Below are 21,121 nucleotides of genomic sequence, written 5' to 3' on the forward strand. Positions count from 1 at the left end.
ATGCGGATAACCCCTCAGGACGCCAGCCTGCGCACCTGCGAGATCTGCGCCCTGGCGCCGGTGATGCCGGTGCTGGTGGTGGAGGACGCGGCCCGCGCCCGCCCCCTGGCCGAAGCGCTGGTGGCGGGCGGGCTGCCCGCCCTGGAAGTCACCCTGCGCACCGGCGCGGCGCTGGATGTGATCCGCGAAATGGCGCAGGTCAAGGGCGGCGTGGTCGGGGCCGGCACGCTGATCACCCCGAGGGACGCCGAGGCCGCCAAGGCGGCCGGCGCCCGGTTCGGCGTCTCCCCCGGCGCCACGGATGCGCTGCTGGAGGCCTGCGAAGCCATCGGCCTGCCGCTCCTGCCCGGGGCCGCCACTGCCAGCGAGGCGATGCGGCTGCTGGCCCGCGGCTACGGCATGCAGAAGTTCTTCCCGGCCGAAGCTTCCGGCGGCGCCCCGGCGCTGAAAGCCATCGGCGCGCCCTTGCCGCAGATCTCCTTCTGCCCCACCGGCGGCATCACCCCGCAGAACGCCGCCAGCTACCTCAGCCTGCCCAACGTGGTCTGCGCCGGCGGCAGCTGGGTCGCGCCAAAGAACCTCGTCCAAACCGGAAACTGGAACGCAATCAAAAAAATGGCAAGCGAGGCAGCCAGGCTGGGCAAGACCTGAATACGTTGGCACCGGCAGCAGTTATGCGGCGCGGAATCAGCTTGCGCCGCCACCGTGGCCGAATCCCAACTCGGCCTGATATGCAAACAACGCCGGCAGCCCGCCAGTGTGAAGCAGCAACACTTTCTGGCCTTTGCGGATAGATCCCGCGTCCAGCAAGCCCAAAAGCCCTGCAAACGTCTTAGCGGAATAAACCGGGTCCAGCAGGATCCCCTCCCTCCTTGCCATGCGCTGCAGCGCGGCGCGCGTCGTTGGTCCTGCCCGGCCGTACCCGGGGGCGAGCGCACCGTCCCAGGTATGGATCTCTCCGCTGGCGAATGGACGCGGAATGTTCATCAGATCCGCCAGATCATCCGTTACCTGTTCGAGCCTGTCCTTTTGCAGCTGCGCGTTTCTGCGGACGCAGATCCCGAAAACAGGTGCGGTGATGCCAGCACGGCGTACCCCAGTCAGGAAACCGGCATGAGTTGCTCCGCTGCCCGACGGAACCACAGCCGCATCAAAGCTGCCAATCTGTGCCGCAACCTCAGCCCCTCCTAGAACATACCCCAACGCACCCAGCGGCGGATGCCCCAGGCCAAGCGGTATGATGAAAGGTTCGCGTCCTGCCTTTCGCAATTCTTCTGCCCGCGTTTTCAGGGCAGCGTCAGCCCCGGCTTCATCCTCGCCCTCCGGGTAGCCGGCGCTTTCTGCTCCCAGAATATCCGACAGGAAGATATTGCCTGAGCTGTAATAGAGCGTGCCCATTCCCGGCACCCGCTCTTCACGCTGGAGAATGGCCTGCAGCCCAAGTTTCGAAGCAGCGGCAGCAGCGGTGCGGGTAAAATTCGACTGCACAGCTCCGGTGATCAGGATGGTGTCCGCTCCTGCCGCAAGCGCAGCCCCCAGGTAGAACTCCAGCTGACGCGTTTTATTGCCGCCGAAACTGAGCCCTGTCAGATCGTCCCGCTTGATCCAAAGATCGATATCCAATTCCTGCGACAACCGGTCCAGCCGTTCCAGCGGGGTCGGCTGTGCCAGTAAAGACGCACGGGGAAAGACAGAGAGGCAATCCTCGGTCATGTTCATTCGGGAACCTCTATTTGGCGCCAAAAGTAGCTTCTTCCAACAGTGAAGCCATCACCCGTCTCGTCAATAAAAAATGTCAGCCAAACGATTGTGGCGGGCTAAGCCTGCTCTGCTTTCTTTGAAGGTTAAAGCGGTTGCTTTACCCTCTTGCGGTTCCCATTTGTTGACAAAGCACTGCACCGCCAAGGACCAGCCGAATGCCAGCAACAGAACCCCATCCAGCTCTTCGGGTTGATATCATCTCAGACGTTGTCTGCCCGTGGTGTGCGGTCGGTTACAACCAGTTGGTCTTTGCAGCCCGCCGCGCCGGGGTGGCGCTGGACATCCACTGGCAGCCGTTTGAGCTGAACCCGGATATGGCGCTCGAAGGCGAGGACCTGCGTGAGCATCTGGCCGCAAAATACGGCAGCACGGCGGTGCAGTCGGCCCAAGTGCGGGCGCAGCTGACAGAAATTGGTGAAGCGCTGGGGTTCACCTTCCGCTTCTTTGACGGCATGCGGATCTACAACACCTTTCAGGCGCATCAGCTGATCGAATGGGCCGAAGAGCACAGCAAGGGCCACGAAATGAAACAGGCACTGCTGAGCGCGTATTTCACCGATGGCAAGAATGTCTCGGATCCGGAGGTGCTGGTAGAGACCGCCGAAAGCCTTGGCATAGATGGCGCCGGTGCGCGTGCGGCCCTGGAGAGCGGCAAACATGCGGACAACGTGCGCCAGCGCGAGGCCTTCTGGATGCAGCAAGGCATCCGCGGCGTGCCTGCCATGGTGTTCAATGGCCGCCACCTGGTGACCGGCGCGCAGGGGGCGGAGAATTACACCAGCATTCTGGAGCAGTTGGGGCTGTCAGCAAAAGCGTTTTGACTGCCGGGATTTCGGAAAACGCCTAGGTGCCGATCAGGACGCTGAGCGTTCGCCCGGGCGGGTGCGGAACGCGCCCGCCCGGGCGAACGCGTGCCTGCCGCTGGCGCAACAGGCGAAAGGACACTGAACCAGTCAGGTTCAACCCTACGGCAAGCACTGGGTGATCGCGGTTTCCAGCTTGTCCACCACCTCGGTGATCTGTTCATCGGTGATGATGAAGGGCGGTGCCAGCAGGATGTGGTCGCCGTTCTGGCCGTCGCGGGTGCCCGACATCGGGTAGCAGATCAGCCCGGCCTGGAACGCTGCCCTCTTGATCCGCCCCGCAAGCCCCAGCGCCGGATCAAACGGCTCTTTGGTGTCGCGGTCGGCCACCAGCTCCACCCCGCGGAACAGCCCGCGGCCGCGGATGTCGCCCACATTGGGATGCTGGCCGAAACGGTCCTCCAGCGCCGCCTGCAGCTTCTCTCCCATCTCCGCACAGCGTTTCACCAGGCCGCGCTCCAGCATCGCCTTGACCACGGCCAGGCCCGCAGCGGTCGCCACCGGGTGGCCAATGTAGGTGTGGCCGTGCTGGAAAAAGCCGGAGCCGTGCTCGATCGCCTCATAGATCTGCCGGGTGCAGAGCATCGCACCAATCGGTTGGTAGCCGGCGCCCAAGCCCTTGGCGACGCAGAGGATATCGGGCGCGACGCCGTCCGCCTCGCAGGCAAACAGATGCCCCGTGCGGCCCATGCCGCACATCACCTCGTCCAGGATCAGCAGCACGCCGTATTGGTCGCAGATCTCGCGGATGCGTTTGAAATAGCCCTCAACCGCTGGCACCGCGCCGGAGGTGGCGCCGACCACAGGCTCCGCCATGAAGGCCATCACGGTCTCGGGGCCGAGGCGGAGGATTTCCGCCTCCAGCTCATTCGCCACCCGCTGGCCGTAGTCATAGGTGCTCTCCCCCTCGGCCCGGCCGATGTATTCGTAGCAGGGCGAGATATGGGAGATGTCGATCAGCAGCGGTGCGAATTGGGTGCGGCGCCATTCATTGCCGCCTGCCGCCAGCGCGCCAAGGGTGTTGCCGTGGTAGCTCTGCTTGCGGGCGATGATATGGCGGCGCTGCGGCTCGCCGCGCTCCAGGTGGTACTGGCGGGCGAGCTTGATCGCGGCCTCGGTGGCCTCCGACCCTCCCGATACAAAATAAACCCGGTCAATATCTCCGGGCGCGTTGGCCACCAGCAAGTCCGCCAGCTCTTCCGCCGGTTCCGAGGTGAGGAAACCGGTATGGGCAAAGGCCAATTTGCCGACCTGCTTCTGCACCGCCTTGATCACATCGGCGTCGGAATGGCCCAGGCAGGAGACCGCCGCGCCGCCGGAGCCGTCGAAATAGCGCTTGCCGTCCGCGTCGATCAAGTAGCAGCCGTCACCGGCAACAGCGGTGGGCAGGCTGGCTTTGGTGTGGCGGGGAAAGACATGACTCATGATCAGCACTCCTTGAGCGTATGGCCCTGGGCCTTTGCGGCCTGAACGAAGGCGGCAACCGAAGCTGCATTTTCTGCCAGCAGCCCGCCCTCCGGTGTTTCGATGTTATTCTCAAATCCGATTCGTGCATCCCCTCCGGCGGCAACCGCCGCCAGCAGGCAGGCCTGTTCATGCCGCCCAAAAGCGCAAACGGTCCAGTTCAGGTGCAGATCCGCCGCCGCGTCCCGGAACACGGTGAGCCCCTCGGGCCGGGCCAGAACCGGCGGATTGTACTTGCCCAGAACAAAGATCGCATCGCGCATGGCGCCCGGAACGGTGCCGTCCTGATACCAGGCGCGCAGCCGGGCAATGCAGTCCGGACCGTACAGGATATGCTGCACCTGCGTTTCTGCTTCGGCGCACAAGGCATAGGTGCGCGCAGCCAGCCCCGCGTCCCGCGCCATTTCCCGCACCGAGACTGAAGCCGCCGCCGGGTGCAGCGCCTCCAGACAAGCGAACTGGGCAGCCACATCGTAGAGGCCAGCGCTTTCCGTGGTGATTTGCACTGCCATCGTCGGCGCGCTTTCCCGCACCGCATCAAGGGCTTCGCGGTAGCGGCCCGCATCCAGCGAATGGCGCCCCTCATCATCGCGCACATGCAGGTGCAGCGCATGGGCCCCTGCAGCGAAACAGGCCGCTGCGGTTTCTGCCGTCTGCCGCGACGTCACCGGCAGCTGCGGGTGATCCCCGCGCCCCCGGCGAGCCCCATTGGGTGCCACCATCAAACTGTACTCTGCCACCGGTCTCCTCCTATGCCGCTTGCGCTGCCGCGACTCGTGCTTGGAACACCTGAGCAGCTTGCCCTCACGGGACATACGCTCTCAAGTTGCCAATCTCAGAACATTTGTTTTACCTCGACCCGGTCTGGCAGCGCTCTGCCCACGGACCTGGGCATCCAGCTTCTGGACCTAAGCAAGCACATACTTTGGCCCTAACGAATTCCCCGAAACTGACGTTTCTGGTACATAATACGCCTCAGAAGCCCTGTAGGGTTCCGGGCAGCCCGATTCACTTCTAACGCCGAAAGGACATGTCATGGACGGCACGTTCAACGAAAACGATCTCTCCCGTGTGGTGGAGGCCGACAAGGCCCACATGTGGCACCACCTGTTCCAGCACAAGGCGCTGGAATCCTCCGACCCGCGCATCATTGTCGAGGGCAAGGGCATGCGCGTCTGGGATCAGAACGGCAAGGAGTTCCTGGATGCGGTCTCCGGCGGGGTCTGGACCGTCAACGTCGGCTATGGCCGCGAAAACATCTGCAAGGCCGTTTACGACCAGCTGATGAAAGTCTGCTATTTCGCCAACTCCGCCGGCTCCATCCCGGGCGCGCTATTTGCCGAGAAGCTGATCTCCAAGATGCCGGGCATGACCCGCGTCTACTACACCAACTCCGGATCCGAGGCCAACGAGAAGGCCTTCAAGATGATCCGCCAGATCGCCCACAAGAAATACGGCGGCAAGAAAACCAAGATCCTGTACCGCGACCGCGACTACCACGGCTCCACCCTGGCGACCATGTCGGCCGGCGGCCAGGACGAGCGCAACGCGCAGTACGGCCCCTTTGCGCCGGACTTCGTCCGCGTTCCGCACTGCATGGAATACCGCAAGCATGAGCTGGGCCTGGAACATCTGTCCGGCCGCGAGTTCGGCATCGCAGCTGCAGACAAGATTGAGGAAGTGATCCTGCGCGAAGGTCCGGAAACCGTGGGCGCTCTGTGCCTGGAGCCAGTGACCGCAGGCGGCGGCGTGATCGAAGCGCCGGAAGGCTACTGGGAACGCGTGCAAGAGATCTGCAAGAAGTACGACGTGCTCCTGCACATCGACGAAGTGGTCTGCGGCGTCGGCCGTACCGGCAAGTGGTTCGGCTACCAGCAGTATGGCATCAAGCCCGACTTCGTGACCATGGCCAAGGGTGTGGCTTCCGGTTACGCGGCGATTGCCTGCATGGTCACCACCGAGGAAGTCTTTGAGATGTTCAAGGACGACACTTCCGATCCGATGAACTATTTCCGCGACATCTCCACCTTCGGCGGCTGCACCGCAGGCCCGGCGGCGGCGCTGGAGAACATGCGCATCATTGAGGAAGAAGGCCTGCTGGAAAACACCGTGGCCATGGGCGAGCGGATGCTGAACAACCTGCGCGCGCTGCAGGAAAAGCACGCCGTGATCGGCGACGTGCGCGGCAAGGGTTTGTTCCTGGGCGCCGAGCTGGTGCAGGACCGCGAGTCCAAGGAGCCGGTGGACGAGAAACTGGCTCAGCAGGTTGTCGCGGAATGCGGCGCGCAGGGCGTGATCATCGGCGTCACCAACCGCTCGCTGCCGGGCCGCAACAACACCCTGTGCTTCAGCCCCGCGCTGATCGCCACCGCAGACGACATCGACCAGATCTGCGATGCGGTTGATAAGGCCCTGACCAAGGTTTTCGGCTGACAATTTCTCCCTGTTGGACGAACAAACTGCGCCCCGGAAACTCCGGGGCGTTTTTCTTTATGGACGGATCCGCCTGCCCGGACCGGAGCGGAAGGGTTTGACCGGGTTGGACATGATCCTCATCCGTGTCTAACCTGACAGCATTCACTGCGGTAAAGGGGGAACCCATGACTGACAGTAGACTGGAAAGCCGTACCAGCGTGATTGCCTTTGCAGATGTGGCCGGTTTCAGCCGCCTCATGGGCCAGCACCAATCCGAGACAGTTCAAAGGCTGCAGGAATGCCGCTTTGCCCTGGTCGATCCGCTGACAGGCCAGTTTCAGGGCCGGATGCTGAACACGCTCGGTGACGGGTATCTGATCGAGTTCGCAAGCGCTGCCAAGGCACTGAAATGGGCTGTCAGGTTGCAGGAAGGTCTGATCAAACGCAATCACGGTTTGCCCGAAGACCAGCGCATCCAGATGCGTATCAGCCTGAACCTGGGCGAGATCCTTATTGGTGACAGCGAAGCATTCGGCGACGGGATCAATATTGCGGCCCGGATGCTTGCCGTCACGGAGCCGGACGGCATCTCAGTCTCGCAAGTCATCAAAGACCTGTTGCCGGACCCGCCCCCTGTTTCCCTTGCCGATCTCGGCGCGCATAAGTTCAAGAACATCTCTCGCGGGGTTCATATCTGGCACACAAGTGTGCCAGGCGGATCTGCTCCCGCAAATGTCCAATTCCGGCCGTTTGTCGACATGCCAAGCGAGCCGCGGACAGAGGCAACCGGCGGCTGCATGTGCGGCGCGGTGCGGTACCGGGTGACCGAAAAGGAGCTCGGATCCATGCTCTGCCATTGCCGGATGTGCCAGAAATTCTCGGGGGCACCGGTTCTCGGCGGTACGACCTATCCCGCAAGCGCCGTGGAATTCACCAAGGGACAACCGAAATTCTACCAGTCCTCCAAGATCGCACAGCGCGGGTTCTGCGAAAACTGCGGAACCGCGCTGCTTTATCAGGGGCTTGTCGGACAATGGACAGAATGGACGATGATTTTCACAGCCTCCCTGGACAACCCGCAGAATTTTCCGCCCACCTACCACCTCGGCGTCGAAAGCAGGATGCCTTGGCTGGATATCCATGATGACCTGCCCCGAACCGAATGCAAAGAATCGCCAAGCCTCATTCAGGCCTACCATGCCGTGGGCGAGGAGGTCCCCTGAACGGTGCGCCGGAACCATAATACGGGGCCGGATATGCGGCCCCGCTTGAGATGCGCTTGGCTTGCGCTTCAGATCAGCTGGAACAGGATGCCCGACAGGACCGCGCCGCTCACCCCAAGTCCCAGGTAAGCCGCAAAGACTTTTGGCTTCACCAAAGACCAGACCGCCGCCATGGCAGGAACCGAGCTGACCGCGCCTGCCACCATGAAGGCCATGGCCGCACCTGCACTCATCCCCTGCTCCATCAACCCCGCCAGCAGCGGTGGCGCGACATAGGAGTTGAGGTAGGCCGGCATCCCGACCAGCGCCGCAGTGGCAATCGGCAGCACACCCTCGCCGCCCACCAGACCGGCGATCACATCGGCCGGTACATAATGGACCAGAAGCGATTCCAGCACATAGGCCAGTGCCAGCCATTTCAGCAGGAAGAGACCGTTGGAGACGAACTCCTCGCGGAACTTCACCTTGCGGTCCGCCTCGGTCCAGAAACGCCAGTTCGGCTTGGCATCCACCTTCGGCCCGCTGCAGCCGCAGCAGCTTTTGCTTTGCTGCTTGCGCAGCGGGTTTGCAAAGACTCCCTGCCCCCGCAGCAGTTTGATGGCAAAGCCGCCGAACAGCCCCAGCGCCACCGCAGCCACCGCCTTGCCGATGGCAAAGGGCCAGCCCAGCGCGCCCGCGGTGATCAGAAGGGTCGGCGGGTCGATCAGCGGCGAGGACAGCCAGAACGCCATCACCGCCGACAGCGGCGCGCCAAGCGCCAGGAGGCCGGCAATGAACGGAATCACCTCGCAGGAGCAGAACGGCGCCAGCCCGCCGAACAGCGCTGCCAGCAAAATCATCCGCGTCTCGCGCCCCTCGAAGGCACGCGCCACCATTGCCTCGGCCCCCGTCGCTTTCAGATAGGCCAGCAGCAGGACCGCAAACAATATGTACCGCGCAGTACTGCCCAGCGCTGACAGGGTGAATTCCACGACAGCGCGGAAATTGCCCGGATCAAGAACGGCAGCGCCCGTCAGAAGGGCAAGGCTCAGAGCCCAAGGTGTCTTCAGCCAGCTGCCAAGCGTTCTTGCCTTGCCGGGGTTTTGTGTCAATTCAACCATCGTTTGCCGCCTTCTTGCCCGCATCCGCGCAGCATTCGCTGAGGATGAAACCGGCCAATGCTTCCAACCGGGTGAATTCGGCGCGGCTGATCGTCGAACGCCCCACGCGTTCCTGCACGACCACACCGGCGCCGGTGAGGAATTTCAAATGATGCGCCAGAGTCGAGGGCGCGATGCCGGTGCGCTCCTGGATGTCCCCAACCGTCAGCCCGGCCTCACCCGCCCGGATCAGGCAGCGCAGCACCTGCAGCCGTGCCTCCGATCCCATCGCGGCAAAGCCCTGTGCAGCTTCTTCCCATTGCATGATGTCAGCTCCAATTGATTCGATAAAACTAGGTTTATAGTTTTTTTAGCATTTTTCAAGAGCGTGGTTCTCGGGACGAGGTCTAGAGTTGCAAGTGGATGTGATCGTCGTGTCGCGCTGCCCTGCAGCCTTGAAATCTCAACTTGCCCGGGCGCAGCCCCAGTCGGCTCTGCAGATGCGGCTCCAGAAAGATCTTCCCAACCCGGCTGTCTGCTTCCAGAACCTGCAACAAATGGCGGGTACGGTCCGCATCAACCTCCAAGTTCCGCCACAAGGGCTGCAACACCTGCAAATCCCAGCGGAGTGTCAGCCAGTTGTTATGGCATTCCGTCGGCCCCTGCTCAAAGGCAAAATAGCCGATCGGAGACCGGGTTGCCTTGGGGCTATAACCCTTTGCACCTGCATAGTAAAACGCAAGATCCGCCTTTCGGCCATCATAGTGAGACAGGTGAGGCAGCAGCGGGAAACTTGCAAGGAACGGGAAATTGGCGTCGAGCACCTGCGTGACGGTGCCGGGATATGCCGTGTCCACGGCACCCGCCGTGCCCTGCAAGACATCTGCGAGTTCCGGCGTCACGTAGTTCCGGTTCAACGCGCAATAGAACCAAGACTGCACCTGCAGCGGCCCGCGTTCCCAGCAGCTGAGGGCAACCCGCCCGGAATGCTGCGCAACCCAAGTCGCCGCCAGGCTGAGACCCGCGTAGAGAATCAGAAACGCCAGCAGCCTGCGCCGGAACATGAGCGATGCAAGCCAGGCTATGCCGCCCAGCTGCGTAAGAAGAGTCAAGAATACAACGAGGGCCAGATGACCAACGATTTTTAACATGGCGGCACGCTTGCATCGCGCGTCGGCCAAAGCAAGATGCAGATTCCTCCAAACTGGCCCTAAGTCCAGATTGCACCCCATTTAAGTCCACCTTAAGGTGTCCAGCATGGCCATCTCCGTTGACACCTTCTTCCTCAACCCCGACGCTCAGGGCACCCTGCAGGCGCAAATCCAGGAAATGATCGCAGAGGGCATTCTTTCGGGCCGCTTCCGGGTCGGGGAGAAGCTGCCGTCCTCGCGCAAGCTGGCCGCGCATCTGGGCATCAGCCGGATCACCGTGACGCTGGCCTACACGGAGCTGCTGGCAAACGACTATCTCACCTCGCGCGGGCGGTCGGGGTATTTTGTCTCTGACAACGCGCCGGTGCCACCTTCCTATACTCCGCAGCAGAAATCAGGCGATACGGTGGACTGGGGCAAGGTTATGGCGCGCAGCTTTACCGGCGGCGACACCCCGCGCAAACCGCAGGACTGGCGCGACTACCGCTATCCGTTCATCTACGGCCAGGCCGATGCCTCGCTGTTCGACCATGCCAACTGGCGGCTGTGCGCGCTACGTGCGCTGGGGCAGAAGGATTTCTCCGCCCTGGCCAATGACTACTTCGACCAAGACGACCCTCTCCTGATCGAATACATTGCCCGCCACACCCTGCCGCGGCGCGGGATTACGGCGCGGCCGGAAGAAATTCTGATCACGCTCGGCGCCCAGAACGCACTGTGGATCACGTGTCAGCTGCTGCTGAACCGCGGGCGAAGGGCGGCAGTGGAAGACCCGGCGTACTACACCTTGCGCGATCAGGTTGTGCAGACCCGCTGCCAAATTGACTGCATCCCTGTGGATGAGCGCGGCCTGCCGCCCGGAGATATTCCCGACGATACAAACGTCATCTTCTGCACCCCCAGCCACCAGAGCCCCACCACCTTCACAATGCCGATGGAGCGGCGAAAGGAACTGCTGCGGCGCGCCAACGACATCGACGCCGTGATTGTCGAGGACGACTATGAGTTCGAGATGTCCTTCCTCGGCGCGCCCTCGCCTTCCCTCAAGTCCCTCGATACCGAAGGGCGGGTAATCTATGCTGGAAGCTTCTCCAAGTCGCTGTTTCCAGGGCTGCGTCTTGGCTATCTGGTCGGCTCGGAACCCTTCATCCGGCAGGCCCGCGCTTTGCGCGCCAGCGTGCTCCGGCACCCCCCAGGCCATGTTCAGCGCACGGTCGCCTATTTCCTCTCGCTCGGCCATTACGATGCGCAGATCCGCCGCATCGCCAAGGTTCTGCACGACCGCCGCGCCGTGATTGAGGATGCTATCCGCAAACACGAGCTGACCATTGCCGGGGTCGGCAGCTTTGGCGGTTCAGCTCTGTGGATGCAGGCCCCCGAGGACGTCGATGCCACAGCAGTGGCCGAGCAGCTGCGGGAGAAAAGCGTGATCATCGAACCAGGTGCGCCCTTCTTTGCCGCCGAGCACCGGAAGCAAAACTTCTACCGGCTTGGCTATTCCTCGATTCCGGCAACCCGAATCGAGCCTGGTCTGGCCTTGCTGGCCCAAGCGCTTAAACAGCGCTGACAGATTTTCTGGCTCACAGGCCCGCCAACCGGAAAATTGATACGATTTGTATCATCAGGCGGAACGTGATCATTTTAGGTTCCCACCCGGCATGACCGGCTGAACCCTATATGAAAATTCCGACCGGCTATTTTCATGAGTCCAGTTTTGGACTTATTCCAGTGAAATAACTGGCCCTAACCCAGCACCCCACTGCCCCCTAAACCAGAGTCAACTCCCGGCATTCTGGCCCGGGCGGAATATGCGTCTCACTCAGGAGCAAACCCATGAAAATGACCACCGAAGAAGCCTTTGTCAAAGTGCTTCAGATGCACGGCATCGAGCATGCCTTTGGTATTATCGGCTCGGCGATGATGCCGATCTCCGACATCTTCGAGCCGGCGGGCATCACCTTCTGGGATTGCGCCCACGAAGGCTCCGGCGGCATGATGGCGGACGGCTACACCCGCGCCACCGGCAAGATGTCGATGATGATCGCGCAAAACGGCCCCGGCATCACCAACTTCGTTACCGCAGTGAAAACCGCCTACTGGAACCACACTCCGCTGCTGCTGGTCACCCCGCAGGCGGCGAACAAGACCATGGGTCAGGGCGGCTTCCAGGAAATGGAACAGATGCGCATGTTCGCAGACTGCGTGTGCTACCAGGAAGAAGTACGCGACCCGTCCCGCATGGCGGAAGTACTGAACCGCGTGATCATGCAGGCAAAGCGCAACTCCGCTCCGGCCCAGATCAACGTGCCGCGTGACTACTTCACCCAAGTGGTCGACATTGATCTGCCCGCCGTGGTTGACTTCGAGCGCCCCGCGGGCGGTACCGACGCGGTGAACGAAGCAGCAGACCTGCTGTCGAACGCCAAATTCCCGGTCATCCTGAACGGTGCAGGCGTTGTCATCGGCGGCGCGATCCCATCCTCAATCGCTCTGGCCGAGCGTCTGGACGCTCCGGTTTGCGTTGGCTATCAGCACAACGACGCCTTCCCCGGCTCGCACCCGCTGTTTGCAGGCCCGCTGGGCTACAACGGCTCCAAGGCCGGCATGGAACTGATCTCCAAAGCAGACGTCGTTCTGGCCCTGGGCACCCGCCTGAACCCGTTCTCGACCCTGCCGGGCTACGGCATCGACTACTGGCCGACCGACGCGAAGATCATCCAGGTTGACATCAACCCGGACCGCATCGGCCTGACCAAGAAAGTCACCGTCGGCATCGTTGGCGACGCCAAGCAGGTTGCAGACACCATCCTGGGCAAACTGTCCGGCACCGCAGGCGACGAGGGCCGCGACGAGCGCAAGGCGCTGATCGCGCACACCAAATCCTCCTGGGCGCAGGAACTCTCGTCGATGGACAGCGAGCAGGACGATCCCGGCACCACCTGGAACGAGCGTGCCCGCGCTGCCAAGCCTGACTGGCTGTCGCCGCGCCGTGCATGGCGTGCGATCCAGGCCGGCCTGCCGAAGGATGCGATCATCTCCTCCGACATCGGCAACAACTGCGCCATCGGCAACGCCTACCCGTCCTTTGAAGAAGGCCGCAAGTATCTGGCCCCCGGCCTTTTCGGCCCCTGCGGCTATGGCCTGCCGGCGGTTGTCGGTGCGAAAATCGGCTGCCCGGACGTTCCGGTTGTCGGCTTCTCCGGCGACGGCGCCTTTGGCATCGCGGTGACCGAGCTGACCGCTATCGGCCGCGAAGAATGGCCCGCCGTGACCCAGGTTGTCTTCCGCAACTACCAGTGGGGTGCGGAAAAGCGTAACTCCACCCTGTGGTTCGACGACAACTTTGTCGGCACCGAGCTGGACACCCAAGTGTCTTATGCCGGCATCGCCCAGGCCTGCGGCCTGAAAGGTGTCGTGGCCCGCACTCAGGACGAGCTCACCGAGGCCCTGCGCCAGGCCTGTGAAGACCAGAAGAAAGGCATCACCACACTGATCGAGGCGATGATCAACCAGGAACTGGGTGAGCCCTTCCGCCGCGACGCGATGAAGAAGCCGGTTCAGGTTGCAGGCATCAGCAAGGACGACATGCGTCCGCAGAAAGTCTGAACTTGATGCCCCTGCCCTTTGACCTCTCTATGGGCCAGGGGCTCTATCTGGCCGCCGCGTTATTCGCGGCGGCCGTTATCCGGGGCTTTTCGGGTTTCGGATTTTCCGCGATCTTCATCATTCTGGCTGCACTCACTACCAATCCGCTACCTTTGATCCCAGTGGTGTTTTCCTGCGAAATCGCCATGACCGCCTTTCAGGCGCGGGACATCCGCCTGCATATCGACTGGCGCCGCGCCATTGCCCTGCTGGCAGGGGCCGCCGTGGCCACTGTACCCGCCATCGCCATCATGGCACGGCTGGGCGAACAGGAGGCCCGGCTGGCGATCTCGAGCCTAATCCTGGTTCTTAGCCTGGTTCTGCTCAGCGGCTGGCAGCTGGAACGCCCTGTCGGGCGTAACGGCAATGTGGGCGTGGGCGCCATCGCAGGCATCGCCAACAGTGCCGGTGTCGGCGGCCTGCCGGTGGCGGCCTTCCTGACCGCGCAGCCGGTTCCGCCTGCGGTGTTCCGTGCCACGATGATCGTGTTCCTGACCGGCATCGACGTGATGGCGCTTCCGGTTATGGCGGCAAACGGGCTGGTCGGTCCGGAAACCCTGACCGGCATCCTGCTGGCCTTTCCAATTCTGGGCCTCGGCATCTGGGCCGGGTCCCATAGTTTCCAGGTGGTCTCGCAAGCGCTGTTCCGCCGCGCGGTGGTTCTGATGCTGACCGCGCTGTCGCTGATCAATATCGCAAGGCTGGCGCTCTGACCGCCCGGCCCTGCCCCGAAACCGCTGTTACAGGACGCACACCCGTGACCCAGACCTTGTCCCCGCTTGAATTGCTGAAGGCCGAAGCCCCGGCGGACCGCCCCATTGTCGCACTGAGCGAAGGCACCGACCCCCGCGTCGTTGCCGGCGCCTTGGCGGCGCATCAGGCTGGCATTGCCGATGTGATCCTGGTCGGCCCGCAGGGTGAGGTCGAAGCCGCGCTGCAGGCCGAAGGCGCCAGCGCAGGCGACGGCGTGACAATCCACGATCCGTCCACCTCAGAACTGACTACTTCCTTCGCCGCCGAATATTATGAACTCCGCAAGCACAAGGGCGTTGATGAAGCAAAGGCTCGCACCGCTGCCGAAACTCCGCTGGTCTATGCCGCCATGCTGGTGCGCCTAGCCCATGCCACAGGCACCGTCGGCGGCGCCATTCATACCACAGGCGACGTGGTGCGCAGCGCCATCCAGGTGATCGGCATGGCGCCGGACGCGGGCATGGTCTCTTCCTTCTTCCTGATGTACCCGCCCGAAGGCTCGCCGGAGGGCGCCCGGGCCATGCTCTTTTCCGATTGCGGGCTGGTCATCGATCCCAACCCTGCCGAGATGGTCTCGATCGCCGCCGCCTCAGCTCAATCGGCCCGCGCGCTGTTGCGGGTGGATCCGAAAGTGGCCTTCCTCAGCTTCTCCACCGCCGGCAGCGCCAAGCACCCGGCAGTGGACAAGGTGACCGAAGCCCTGGGCCTGTTCCAGGAGGCGCACCCGGAGCTGCCCGCCGATGGCGAACTGCAGTTTGACGCGGCCTTTGTGCCCTCCGTCGGCGAGCGCAAATCGCCCGGCTCCAACGTCGCGGGCCAGGCCAACGTGATGATCTTCCCAAACCTGGACGCTGGCAACATCGGCTACAAGATCACCCAGCGGCTGGGCGGATATTCCGCGATCGGCCCGGTTCTGCAGGGGCTGGCCAAACCCGCCAACGACCTGTCGCGGGGCTGCAGCGCCGAGGATGTGACCCAGATCATCGCCGTCACCATCCTGCAGGCCAAAGGCAGTTAAGGACCGTAAATTTGAACAATGGTTCCAAAAATCAGAACCCAACAAGAACACTATTCCCATTTTGAGGCGTTCCGTCTTACGGTCGCCGAAACCACCCAACAGGACCCGCCAACGCACGTCAGCAGCCAATCCTAAAGAAAGCATCCAAGGTTTCCTGTCATGTCCATCTCATCCGCTGTCACATCGCTGCAATCAGGCGCCCTTAAGGAGAAGCTCCGCCTGCTTCTGCCAGGAGTGGCGGTCTCGGTTATTGTGGCCATCACCGCGCAGTTCCTGGCCGAGCATTATGCAACACCCGCAATGCTGCTTGCGCTGCTCTTGGGGATTGCCGTCAGCTTCCTGGGCGAAGAGGGCAAGACAGTTCCCGGCATCGCCTTCTCAGCCCGCTCGCTGCTGCGATTGGGAGTGGCGCTGCTGGGCGTGCGGGTTTCCATGGTGCTGATGATGGGCCTGGGCTGGGACCTGATTGCCCTGGTGGTGGGCGGCGTGATTGCCACCATTGCCTTCGGCCTCGCTGTCGCCCGGTTGTTTGGCCACAAATGGCGCTTTGCCTTTCTGACCGCGGGCTCAGTGGCGATCTGCGGCGCTTCAGCGGCGATGGCAATAAGTGCCATTCTGCCCCGCGATGAGCGCTCCGAGGAGCGGCTGATCTTTACCGTGATGGGTGTCACCGTGCTGTCGACCCTGGCAATGATCGCTTATCCGATCCTGGTGAACATTCTGGAACTGAACTCCCTGCAAGCCGGGGTTTTCCTGGGGGGCACGATTCATGATGTTGCACAGGTTGTCGGCGCGGGCTTTTCGATATCCGAACAGACCGGCGACACCGCCACTCTTGTTAAACTGATGCGAGTGGCCATGCTGGCGCCGATCGTGCTGGTGGCCTCGCTGATGATCCGCTCCTTTGCCGAGCTGCCCAGCGACGGCCAGCGCCCGCCGGTCCTGCCAGGCTTTGTAATTGCATTCCTCGTGCTGGCCGGGATCAACTCCTTGGGGATGATCCCGCCGGCCGTCACCGAATTCCTCAGCCAGTCGTCGCGCTGGCTGCTGCTCACTGCCATCGCGGCGGTGGGAATGAAGACAAATTTGAAACAGGTTCTGGCCGTCGGAGGCGCGGCCATTGCCCTGATCATCGTCGAAACTCTGTTCATTGCCGGGCTGATCCTGGCGGGGATCGAACTATTGACCTGATCAGGGGAACCAGAAGGGAGGCCAGATGACATTCCAGCAACCCCGGGTGGAGACTTCACCCCCCGTATCCGACGAGGTGCGGAAAACCACTTGCTACATGTGCGCCTGCCGCTGCGGCATCAATGTTCACATGAAGGACGGCAAAGTCGCCTATATCGAGGGCAACCGCGACCATCCGGTGAACAAGGGCGTGCTCTGCGCCAAGGGGTCAGCCGGGATCATGCAGGTCAACGCCCCCTCGCGGCTGAAAGCGCCTATGATGCGTACCGGGCCGCGTGGGTCGGGTCAGTTCAAGGAAATCACCTGGGACGAGGCGCTGGCAATTGCGGTAGGCTGGATGGAGCCGATCCGCCACGAGGCACCGGAGCAGCTGGCCTTCTTCACCGGCCGTGACCAAAGTCAAAGCTTCACCAGCTTTTGGGCGCAAAGCTTCGGCACTCCGAACTATGCCGCGCATGGCGGCTTCTGCTCGGTCAACATGGCGACCGCAGGCATCTACACCATGGGCGGCGCGTTTTGGGAGTTCGGCCAGCCCGACTGGGACCACACCAAGCTGTTCATGCTGTTCGGCGTGGCGGAGGACCATGACTCCAACCCGATCAAGATGGGCATCGGTAAAATCAAAAAGCGCGGCGCGCGGGTTATCGGTGTGAACCCGATCCGCTCCGGCTACAATGCGGTTGCGGATGACTGGGTCGGCATCACCCCTGGCACCGACGGGTTGTTCATTCTATCGATGATCCACGTGCTGATGAAGGCCGGCAAGATCGACCTCGACTATCTCAGCCGCTTCACCAACGCGCCGGTGCTGGTAAATGCCTCGGAAGGGCCCGAAAAGGGCCTGCTGATGCGCGATGATGACGGCAAGATGCTGGTCATCGACCGCAACACCGGCAAGCTGACCCCGTTCGACCAGCCCGGCGTGCGCCCGGACCTGTCTGCCGTTTATGAAAGGGACGGCATTACCCACCGCCCGGTCTTCCACCTGATGGCCGAGCGCTATCTGGCGGATGAATACGCGCCGGAAGCGGTTGCAGACAAGTGCGGCATCCCGGCCAAGCGCATCCGCGCCATCGCCGGCGAGCTGGCCCGCGTCGCCTTTGACGAGGCGTTCGAGCTCGATCACGAGTGGACCGACTTCCGCGGCGAGAAGCACACCAAGATGACCGGCCGCCCGGTTGCCATGCACTCGATGCGCGGCGTGTCGGCCCATGCCAACGGCTTCCAGACCTGCCGCGCGCTGCATGTGCTGCAGATCCTGCTGGGCACCGTCGAGGTGCCCGGCGGCTTCCGTTTCAAACCGCCCTACCCCAAGCCGGTCGAGGCGCACCCGACCCCGCACTGCAAGTCCACACCCGACACCCCGCTGGACGGCCCGCACCTGGGCTTTGTGCGCGGCCCCGAGCATCTGGCGCTGAAGGAGGACGGCAGCCCGGCACGCATCGACAAGGCCTTCACCTGGGAAAACCCGATGTCGGCGCATGGCCTCATGCATATGGTGATTTCCAACGCCCATGCAGGCGATCCCTACAAGATCGACACGCTGTTCATGTATATGGCCAACATGTCTTGGAACTCCTCCATGAACACCAAGGGTGTGATGGAGATGCTGACCGACAAGGATGAGAACGGCGACTACAAGATCCCGCATATCATCTACTCAGATGCCTATTCCTCGGAGATGGTGGCCTTTGCCGACCTGATCCTGCCCGACACCACCTATCTGGAGCGCCACGACTGCATCTCGCTGCTAGACCGTCCGATCTGCGAGGCAGATGCAGCGGCAGATGCGATCCGCTGGCCGGTGATTGAGCCGGACCGCAACGTGCGCGGTTTTCAGACCGTCCTGATCCAACTCGCCAACCGGATGAAGCTGCCGAACTTCACCAATGAGGACCGGACACCCAAGTGGAAGAACTACGCCGACTACATCGTCAATCACGAGCGCAAGCCGGGCATTGGCCCGCTGGCAGGCTTCCGCGGCGAGAACGGCGACAAAGAAGGCCGGGGTGAGGTGAACCCGGATCAGCTGAATAAATACATCGAAAACGGCGGCTTCTACGTCGCCCACATCCCGGACGGCGCGGACTATTACAAACCCTGGAACACGGCCTATCAGGACTGGGCGGTTGGCATGGGCATCTACGACAGCCCGCAGCCCTACTTGTTCCAGCTATATGTGGAGCCCATGCGAAAGTTCCAGCTGGCCGCCGAAGGCCACGGCGAGCGCCAGCCGCCGGAGCATTTGCGCCAACGCGTCAAGGACGTGATGGACCCGCTGCCGATCTGGTACGAGACCGACCAGCAGGGCAACGAGGGTTTCACCGTCAACGCGCTGACCCAGCGTCCGATGGCGATGTACCACTCCTGGGGGACCCAGAACGCCTGGCTGCGGCAGCTGCACGGACGCAACCCCCTGTATGTGCCAACGAAGCTGATGCGCGAGCATGGGCTGCAGGACGGCGACTGGGCCAAGGTCACCTCACCGCACGGGGAAATTACCGTGCCGGTGATGGAAATGGCGGCGCTCAATGACAACACCGTCTGGACTTGGAACGCTATTGGCAAGCGCAAGGGCGCCTGGGCGCTGGAAGAGGATGCGCCGGAGGCCACCAAGGGTTTCCTGCTCAACCACCTGATCCACGAGCTGCTGCCTGCCAAGGGCGACGGTATGCGGTGGGCCAACTCGGATCCGATCACCGGCCAGGCGGCCTGGTTCGACTTGAAAGTCAGAATTGAAAAGGCCGCACCGCCGGAAGATCTGCAGGAAAGCCAGCCAGCTTTCCCGGCGCAGGAATCCCCGGTTGGCACCGGCCCGAAAGAACTGAAGTGGAAAGTAGGCAAATGACCGAGCTCCCCAACTCCACAGACCGCAAGATGGGCCTGGTCATCGACCTGGACACCTGCGTCGGCTGCCATGCCTGCGTGATCTCCTGCAAGGGCTGGAACACGGAAAACTACGGCGCGCCCCTGTCAGACCAGAACCCCTATGGCAGCGACCCATCGGGCACCTTCCTGAACCGCGTGCACTCCTACGAGGTGCAGCCCGCGGATGGCCAAGCGCAGCTGATCCATTTCCCCAAGTCCTGCCTGCACTGCGAGGACGCACCCTGTGTCACCGTCTGCCCCACCGGCGCCAGTTACAAGCGGGCCGAGGACGGCATCGTGCTGGTGAACGAGGACCACTGCATCGGCTGCGGCCTCTGCGCCTGGTCCTGCCCATACGGCGCGCGGGAACTGGATCTGGCCGAGGGCGTGATGAAGAAATGCACCCTCTGCGTTGACCGGATCTACAACGAGAACCTGCCGGAAGTGGACCGCATCCCCTCCTGCGTGCGGACCTGCCCTGCCGGTGCGCGCCATTTCGGCGATCTGGGCGATCCCGGCAGCGATGTCTCCAAGCTGGTGGCAGAGCGCGGCGGTATGGATCTGATGCCGGAAATGGGCACCAAACCGGTGAACAAGTATCTGCCGCCCCGGCCCAAGGACACGATCGAAGAGAAAATCGACATCCTCGCGCCGCTGCTGGCGCCGGTCGCTGAGGAGCCGCAGGGCTTCATGGGCTGGCTGGACAAGGCCCTCGACAAACTTCCGGGAGGAGCGAACTGATGCATCCCGCACCATCCGTGATCATATTCACCACCCTGTCGGGGCTTGGCTTTGGCCTCTTGTTCTTCCTCGGCCTCGGTCAGCCCGCTGTGACCGGCACCGTGGCTTTCGTGTTCTATGCCATCGCCTTTGGCCTTGCCTGCGGCGGCCTTCTGGCCTCTACCTTTCACCTCGGCCACCCGGAGCGCGCCTGGCGCGCCTTCACCCAGTGGAAGACAAGCTGGCTCAGCCGAGAGGGCGTCTGTGCCGTCGGTGCTCTAATCGTGATGGGGCTCTACGCGCTTGGCGCAGTGTTCATGGACAGCCAGTGGACCTTGCTGGGCTGGATTGGCGCCGCGCTCAGCCTCGCCACTGTCTTTACCACCTCGATGATCTACACCCAACTGAAGACCATCCCGCGCTGGAACATGGAACTGACACCGGCGATATTCCTCTCCTTCAGCCTTGCAGGCGGAGCACTGTTGGCCGGTGCCGAGTCTGTGGCGCCCTGGCTGCTGGCCATCGCCGGCGCGGTGCAGCTGGCCTATTGGGCCAAGGGTGACAAGGCGTTGGAGACTTCCGGCACCAACCTGGGCACAGCCACCGGCCTTGGCGATCGCGGTGCAGTGCGCGCGTTCGAGCCACCCCACACCGGCTCCAACTACCTGCTGCGCGAGTTCGTGCATGTGGTCGGCCGCAAGCACGCGCAGAAGCTGCGGATGATTGCCTTCATCCTTGGTTTTGCCCTGCCGCTGCTGTTGATCCTGACCCCTGTTCAGGGCTTCGTGATCAAGCATGTGTTTGCCGCTCTCGCGGTGCTGTCGCACCTTGCTGGCGTTGCCACCTCGCGCTGGCTGTTCTTTGCACAGGCCGAACATGTCGTTGGCCTCTACTACGGCAAACGCTGACATTTCCCGGGGCGCCCAAAGCGGCGCCCCAATTTTTTTTGGTTTTGTTGCCGGCCATGTCA

General features: G+C 62.6%; 18 protein-coding genes. 12 read left to right on the plus strand and 6 right to left on the minus strand.

Annotation, left to right across the window (positions count from 1 at the left end; translation table 11 throughout):
* Entirely contained in the window at positions 1 to 651 is a 651-nt protein-coding gene (gene eda, locus AC58NV_RS11445) for a bifunctional 4-hydroxy-2-oxoglutarate aldolase/2-dehydro-3-deoxy-phosphogluconate aldolase (RefSeq protein ID WP_497227240.1), read from the plus strand.
* A gap of 36 nt (positions 652 to 687) precedes the next feature.
* Here eda and AC58NV_RS11450 read toward each other — a convergent pair whose 3' ends face one another.
* Positions 688 to 1,719, minus strand: coding sequence for a D-cysteine desulfhydrase family protein (locus tag AC58NV_RS11450; protein ID WP_497227241.1), 1,032 nt, complete (start codon positions 1,717 to 1,719; stop codon positions 688 to 690).
* Between the two features lie 197 nt (positions 1,720 to 1,916).
* Here AC58NV_RS11450 and AC58NV_RS11455 point away from each other — a divergent pair, with 197 nt between their 5' ends.
* Positions 1,917 to 2,582, plus strand: a complete 666-nt coding sequence (locus AC58NV_RS11455; protein WP_497227242.1) for a DsbA family oxidoreductase — start codon at positions 1,917 to 1,919, stop codon at positions 2,580 to 2,582.
* 144 nt (positions 2,583 to 2,726) lie between these two features.
* Here AC58NV_RS11455 and AC58NV_RS11460 read toward each other — a convergent pair whose 3' ends face one another.
* Positions 2,727 to 4,049 (minus strand): aspartate aminotransferase family protein, encoded by a 1,323-nt coding sequence (locus AC58NV_RS11460; RefSeq protein WP_497227243.1) that lies wholly within the window; start codon positions 4,047 to 4,049, stop codon positions 2,727 to 2,729.
* Between the two features lie 2 nt (positions 4,050 to 4,051).
* A complete protein-coding gene (locus AC58NV_RS11465; RefSeq protein WP_497227244.1) occupies positions 4,052 to 4,828 on the minus strand; it encodes a beta-keto acid cleavage family enzyme in 777 nt (258 codons plus the stop codon).
* A 295-nt stretch (positions 4,829 to 5,123) separates the two neighbouring features.
* Here AC58NV_RS11465 and AC58NV_RS11470 point away from each other — a divergent pair, with 295 nt between their 5' ends.
* Positions 5,124 to 6,521: an aminotransferase family protein gene (locus tag AC58NV_RS11470; protein WP_497227245.1), complete on the plus strand. Its 1,398-nt coding sequence runs from the start codon at positions 5,124 to 5,126 to the stop codon at positions 6,519 to 6,521.
* Positions 6,522 to 6,646: 125 nt separating this feature from the next.
* Positions 6,647 to 7,726: a GFA family protein gene (locus AC58NV_RS11475; protein ID WP_497227246.1), complete on the plus strand. Its 1,080-nt coding sequence runs from the start codon at positions 6,647 to 6,649 to the stop codon at positions 7,724 to 7,726.
* A gap of 68 nt (positions 7,727 to 7,794) precedes the next feature.
* Here AC58NV_RS11475 and AC58NV_RS11480 read toward each other — a convergent pair whose 3' ends face one another.
* The 3 genes from AC58NV_RS11480 to AC58NV_RS11490 all read right to left on the minus strand — a co-directional run bounded on the left by AC58NV_RS11480 (position 7,795) and on the right by AC58NV_RS11490 (position 9,956).
* Entirely contained in the window at positions 7,795 to 8,826 is a 1,032-nt protein-coding gene (locus AC58NV_RS11480; RefSeq protein WP_497227247.1) for a permease, read from the minus strand.
* On the minus strand, positions 8,819 to 9,130 hold the full coding sequence (locus AC58NV_RS11485) for an ArsR/SmtB family transcription factor (protein WP_497227248.1): 312 nt from the start codon (positions 9,128 to 9,130) through the stop codon (positions 8,819 to 8,821). Before AC58NV_RS11485 ends, AC58NV_RS11480 begins: the two co-directional genes overlap by 8 nt.
* A gap of 82 nt (positions 9,131 to 9,212) precedes the next feature.
* Positions 9,213 to 9,956, minus strand: a complete 744-nt coding sequence (locus AC58NV_RS11490; protein WP_497227249.1) for a hypothetical protein — start codon at positions 9,954 to 9,956, stop codon at positions 9,213 to 9,215.
* Between the two features lie 106 nt (positions 9,957 to 10,062).
* Between AC58NV_RS11490 and pdxR the strand changes: the two genes are divergently transcribed.
* From pdxR to AC58NV_RS11530, 8 genes are all read left to right on the plus strand, one after another.
* Positions 10,063 to 11,523, plus strand: a complete 1,461-nt coding sequence (pdxR, locus tag AC58NV_RS11495) for a MocR-like pyridoxine biosynthesis transcription factor PdxR (protein ID WP_497227250.1) — start codon at positions 10,063 to 10,065, stop codon at positions 11,521 to 11,523.
* A gap of 266 nt (positions 11,524 to 11,789) precedes the next feature.
* Positions 11,790 to 13,562, plus strand: coding sequence for a sulfoacetaldehyde acetyltransferase (gene xsc / locus AC58NV_RS11500; protein WP_497227251.1), 1,773 nt, complete (start codon positions 11,790 to 11,792; stop codon positions 13,560 to 13,562).
* A 5-nt stretch (positions 13,563 to 13,567) separates the two neighbouring features.
* Complete coding sequence (locus AC58NV_RS11505) at positions 13,568 to 14,314, plus strand: sulfite exporter TauE/SafE family protein (protein WP_497227252.1); 747 nt, start codon at positions 13,568 to 13,570, stop codon at positions 14,312 to 14,314.
* Positions 14,315 to 14,358: 44 nt separating this feature from the next.
* On the plus strand, positions 14,359 to 15,372 hold the full coding sequence (gene pta, locus AC58NV_RS11510) for a phosphate acetyltransferase (protein WP_497227253.1): 1,014 nt from the start codon (positions 14,359 to 14,361) through the stop codon (positions 15,370 to 15,372).
* A 159-nt stretch (positions 15,373 to 15,531) separates the two neighbouring features.
* Positions 15,532 to 16,563: a YeiH family protein gene (locus AC58NV_RS11515; protein ID WP_497227254.1), complete on the plus strand. Its 1,032-nt coding sequence runs from the start codon at positions 15,532 to 15,534 to the stop codon at positions 16,561 to 16,563.
* Positions 16,564 to 16,588: 25 nt separating this feature from the next.
* Positions 16,589 to 19,411: a molybdopterin oxidoreductase family protein gene (locus AC58NV_RS11520; protein WP_497227255.1), complete on the plus strand. Its 2,823-nt coding sequence runs from the start codon at positions 16,589 to 16,591 to the stop codon at positions 19,409 to 19,411.
* Positions 19,408 to 20,172 (plus strand): 4Fe-4S dicluster domain-containing protein, encoded by a 765-nt coding sequence (locus tag AC58NV_RS11525; RefSeq protein ID WP_497227256.1) that lies wholly within the window; start codon positions 19,408 to 19,410, stop codon positions 20,170 to 20,172. Before AC58NV_RS11520 ends, AC58NV_RS11525 begins: the two co-directional genes overlap by 4 nt.
* A complete protein-coding gene (locus AC58NV_RS11530) occupies positions 20,172 to 21,059 on the plus strand; it encodes a dimethyl sulfoxide reductase anchor subunit family protein (protein ID WP_497227257.1) in 888 nt (295 codons plus the stop codon). The genes AC58NV_RS11525 and AC58NV_RS11530 overlap by 1 nt, the downstream gene beginning before the upstream one ends.
* Positions 21,060 to 21,121: the final 62 nt, after the last annotated feature.

It is taken from the genome of Leisingera sp. ANG49 (genome assembly GCF_059694505.1).

Bases quoted from the DNA above. Each gene is read 5' to 3' on its own strand.
- eda (WP_497227240.1), top strand. From the start codon at position 1: ATGCGGATAACCCCTCAGGACGCCAGCCTGCGCACCTGCGAGATCTGC.
- AC58NV_RS11450 (WP_497227241.1), bottom strand. From the start codon at position 1,719: ATGAACATGACCGAGGATTGCCTCTCTGTCTTTCCCCGTGCGTCTTTA.
- AC58NV_RS11455 (WP_497227242.1), top strand. From the start codon at position 1,917: ATGCCAGCAACAGAACCCCATCCAGCTCTTCGGGTTGATATCATCTCA.
- AC58NV_RS11460 (WP_497227243.1), bottom strand. From the start codon at position 4,049: ATGAGTCATGTCTTTCCCCGCCACACCAAAGCCAGCCTGCCCACCGCT.
- AC58NV_RS11470 (WP_497227245.1), top strand. From the start codon at position 5,124: ATGGACGGCACGTTCAACGAAAACGATCTCTCCCGTGTGGTGGAGGCC.
- AC58NV_RS11480 (WP_497227247.1), bottom strand. From the start codon at position 8,826: ATGGTTGAATTGACACAAAACCCCGGCAAGGCAAGAACGCTTGGCAGC.
- AC58NV_RS11485 (WP_497227248.1), bottom strand. From the start codon at position 9,130: ATGCAATGGGAAGAAGCTGCACAGGGCTTTGCCGCGATGGGATCGGAG.
- AC58NV_RS11490 (WP_497227249.1), bottom strand. From the start codon at position 9,956: ATGTTAAAAATCGTTGGTCATCTGGCCCTCGTTGTATTCTTGACTCTT.
- pdxR (WP_497227250.1), top strand. From the start codon at position 10,063: ATGGCCATCTCCGTTGACACCTTCTTCCTCAACCCCGACGCTCAGGGC.
- xsc (WP_497227251.1), top strand. From the start codon at position 11,790: ATGAAAATGACCACCGAAGAAGCCTTTGTCAAAGTGCTTCAGATGCAC.
- AC58NV_RS11505 (WP_497227252.1), top strand. From the start codon at position 13,568: ATGCCCCTGCCCTTTGACCTCTCTATGGGCCAGGGGCTCTATCTGGCC.
- AC58NV_RS11515 (WP_497227254.1), top strand. From the start codon at position 15,532: ATGTCCATCTCATCCGCTGTCACATCGCTGCAATCAGGCGCCCTTAAG.
- AC58NV_RS11520 (WP_497227255.1), top strand. From the start codon at position 16,589: ATGACATTCCAGCAACCCCGGGTGGAGACTTCACCCCCCGTATCCGAC.
- AC58NV_RS11525 (WP_497227256.1), top strand. From the start codon at position 19,408: ATGACCGAGCTCCCCAACTCCACAGACCGCAAGATGGGCCTGGTCATC.
- AC58NV_RS11530 (WP_497227257.1), top strand. From the start codon at position 20,172: ATGCATCCCGCACCATCCGTGATCATATTCACCACCCTGTCGGGGCTT.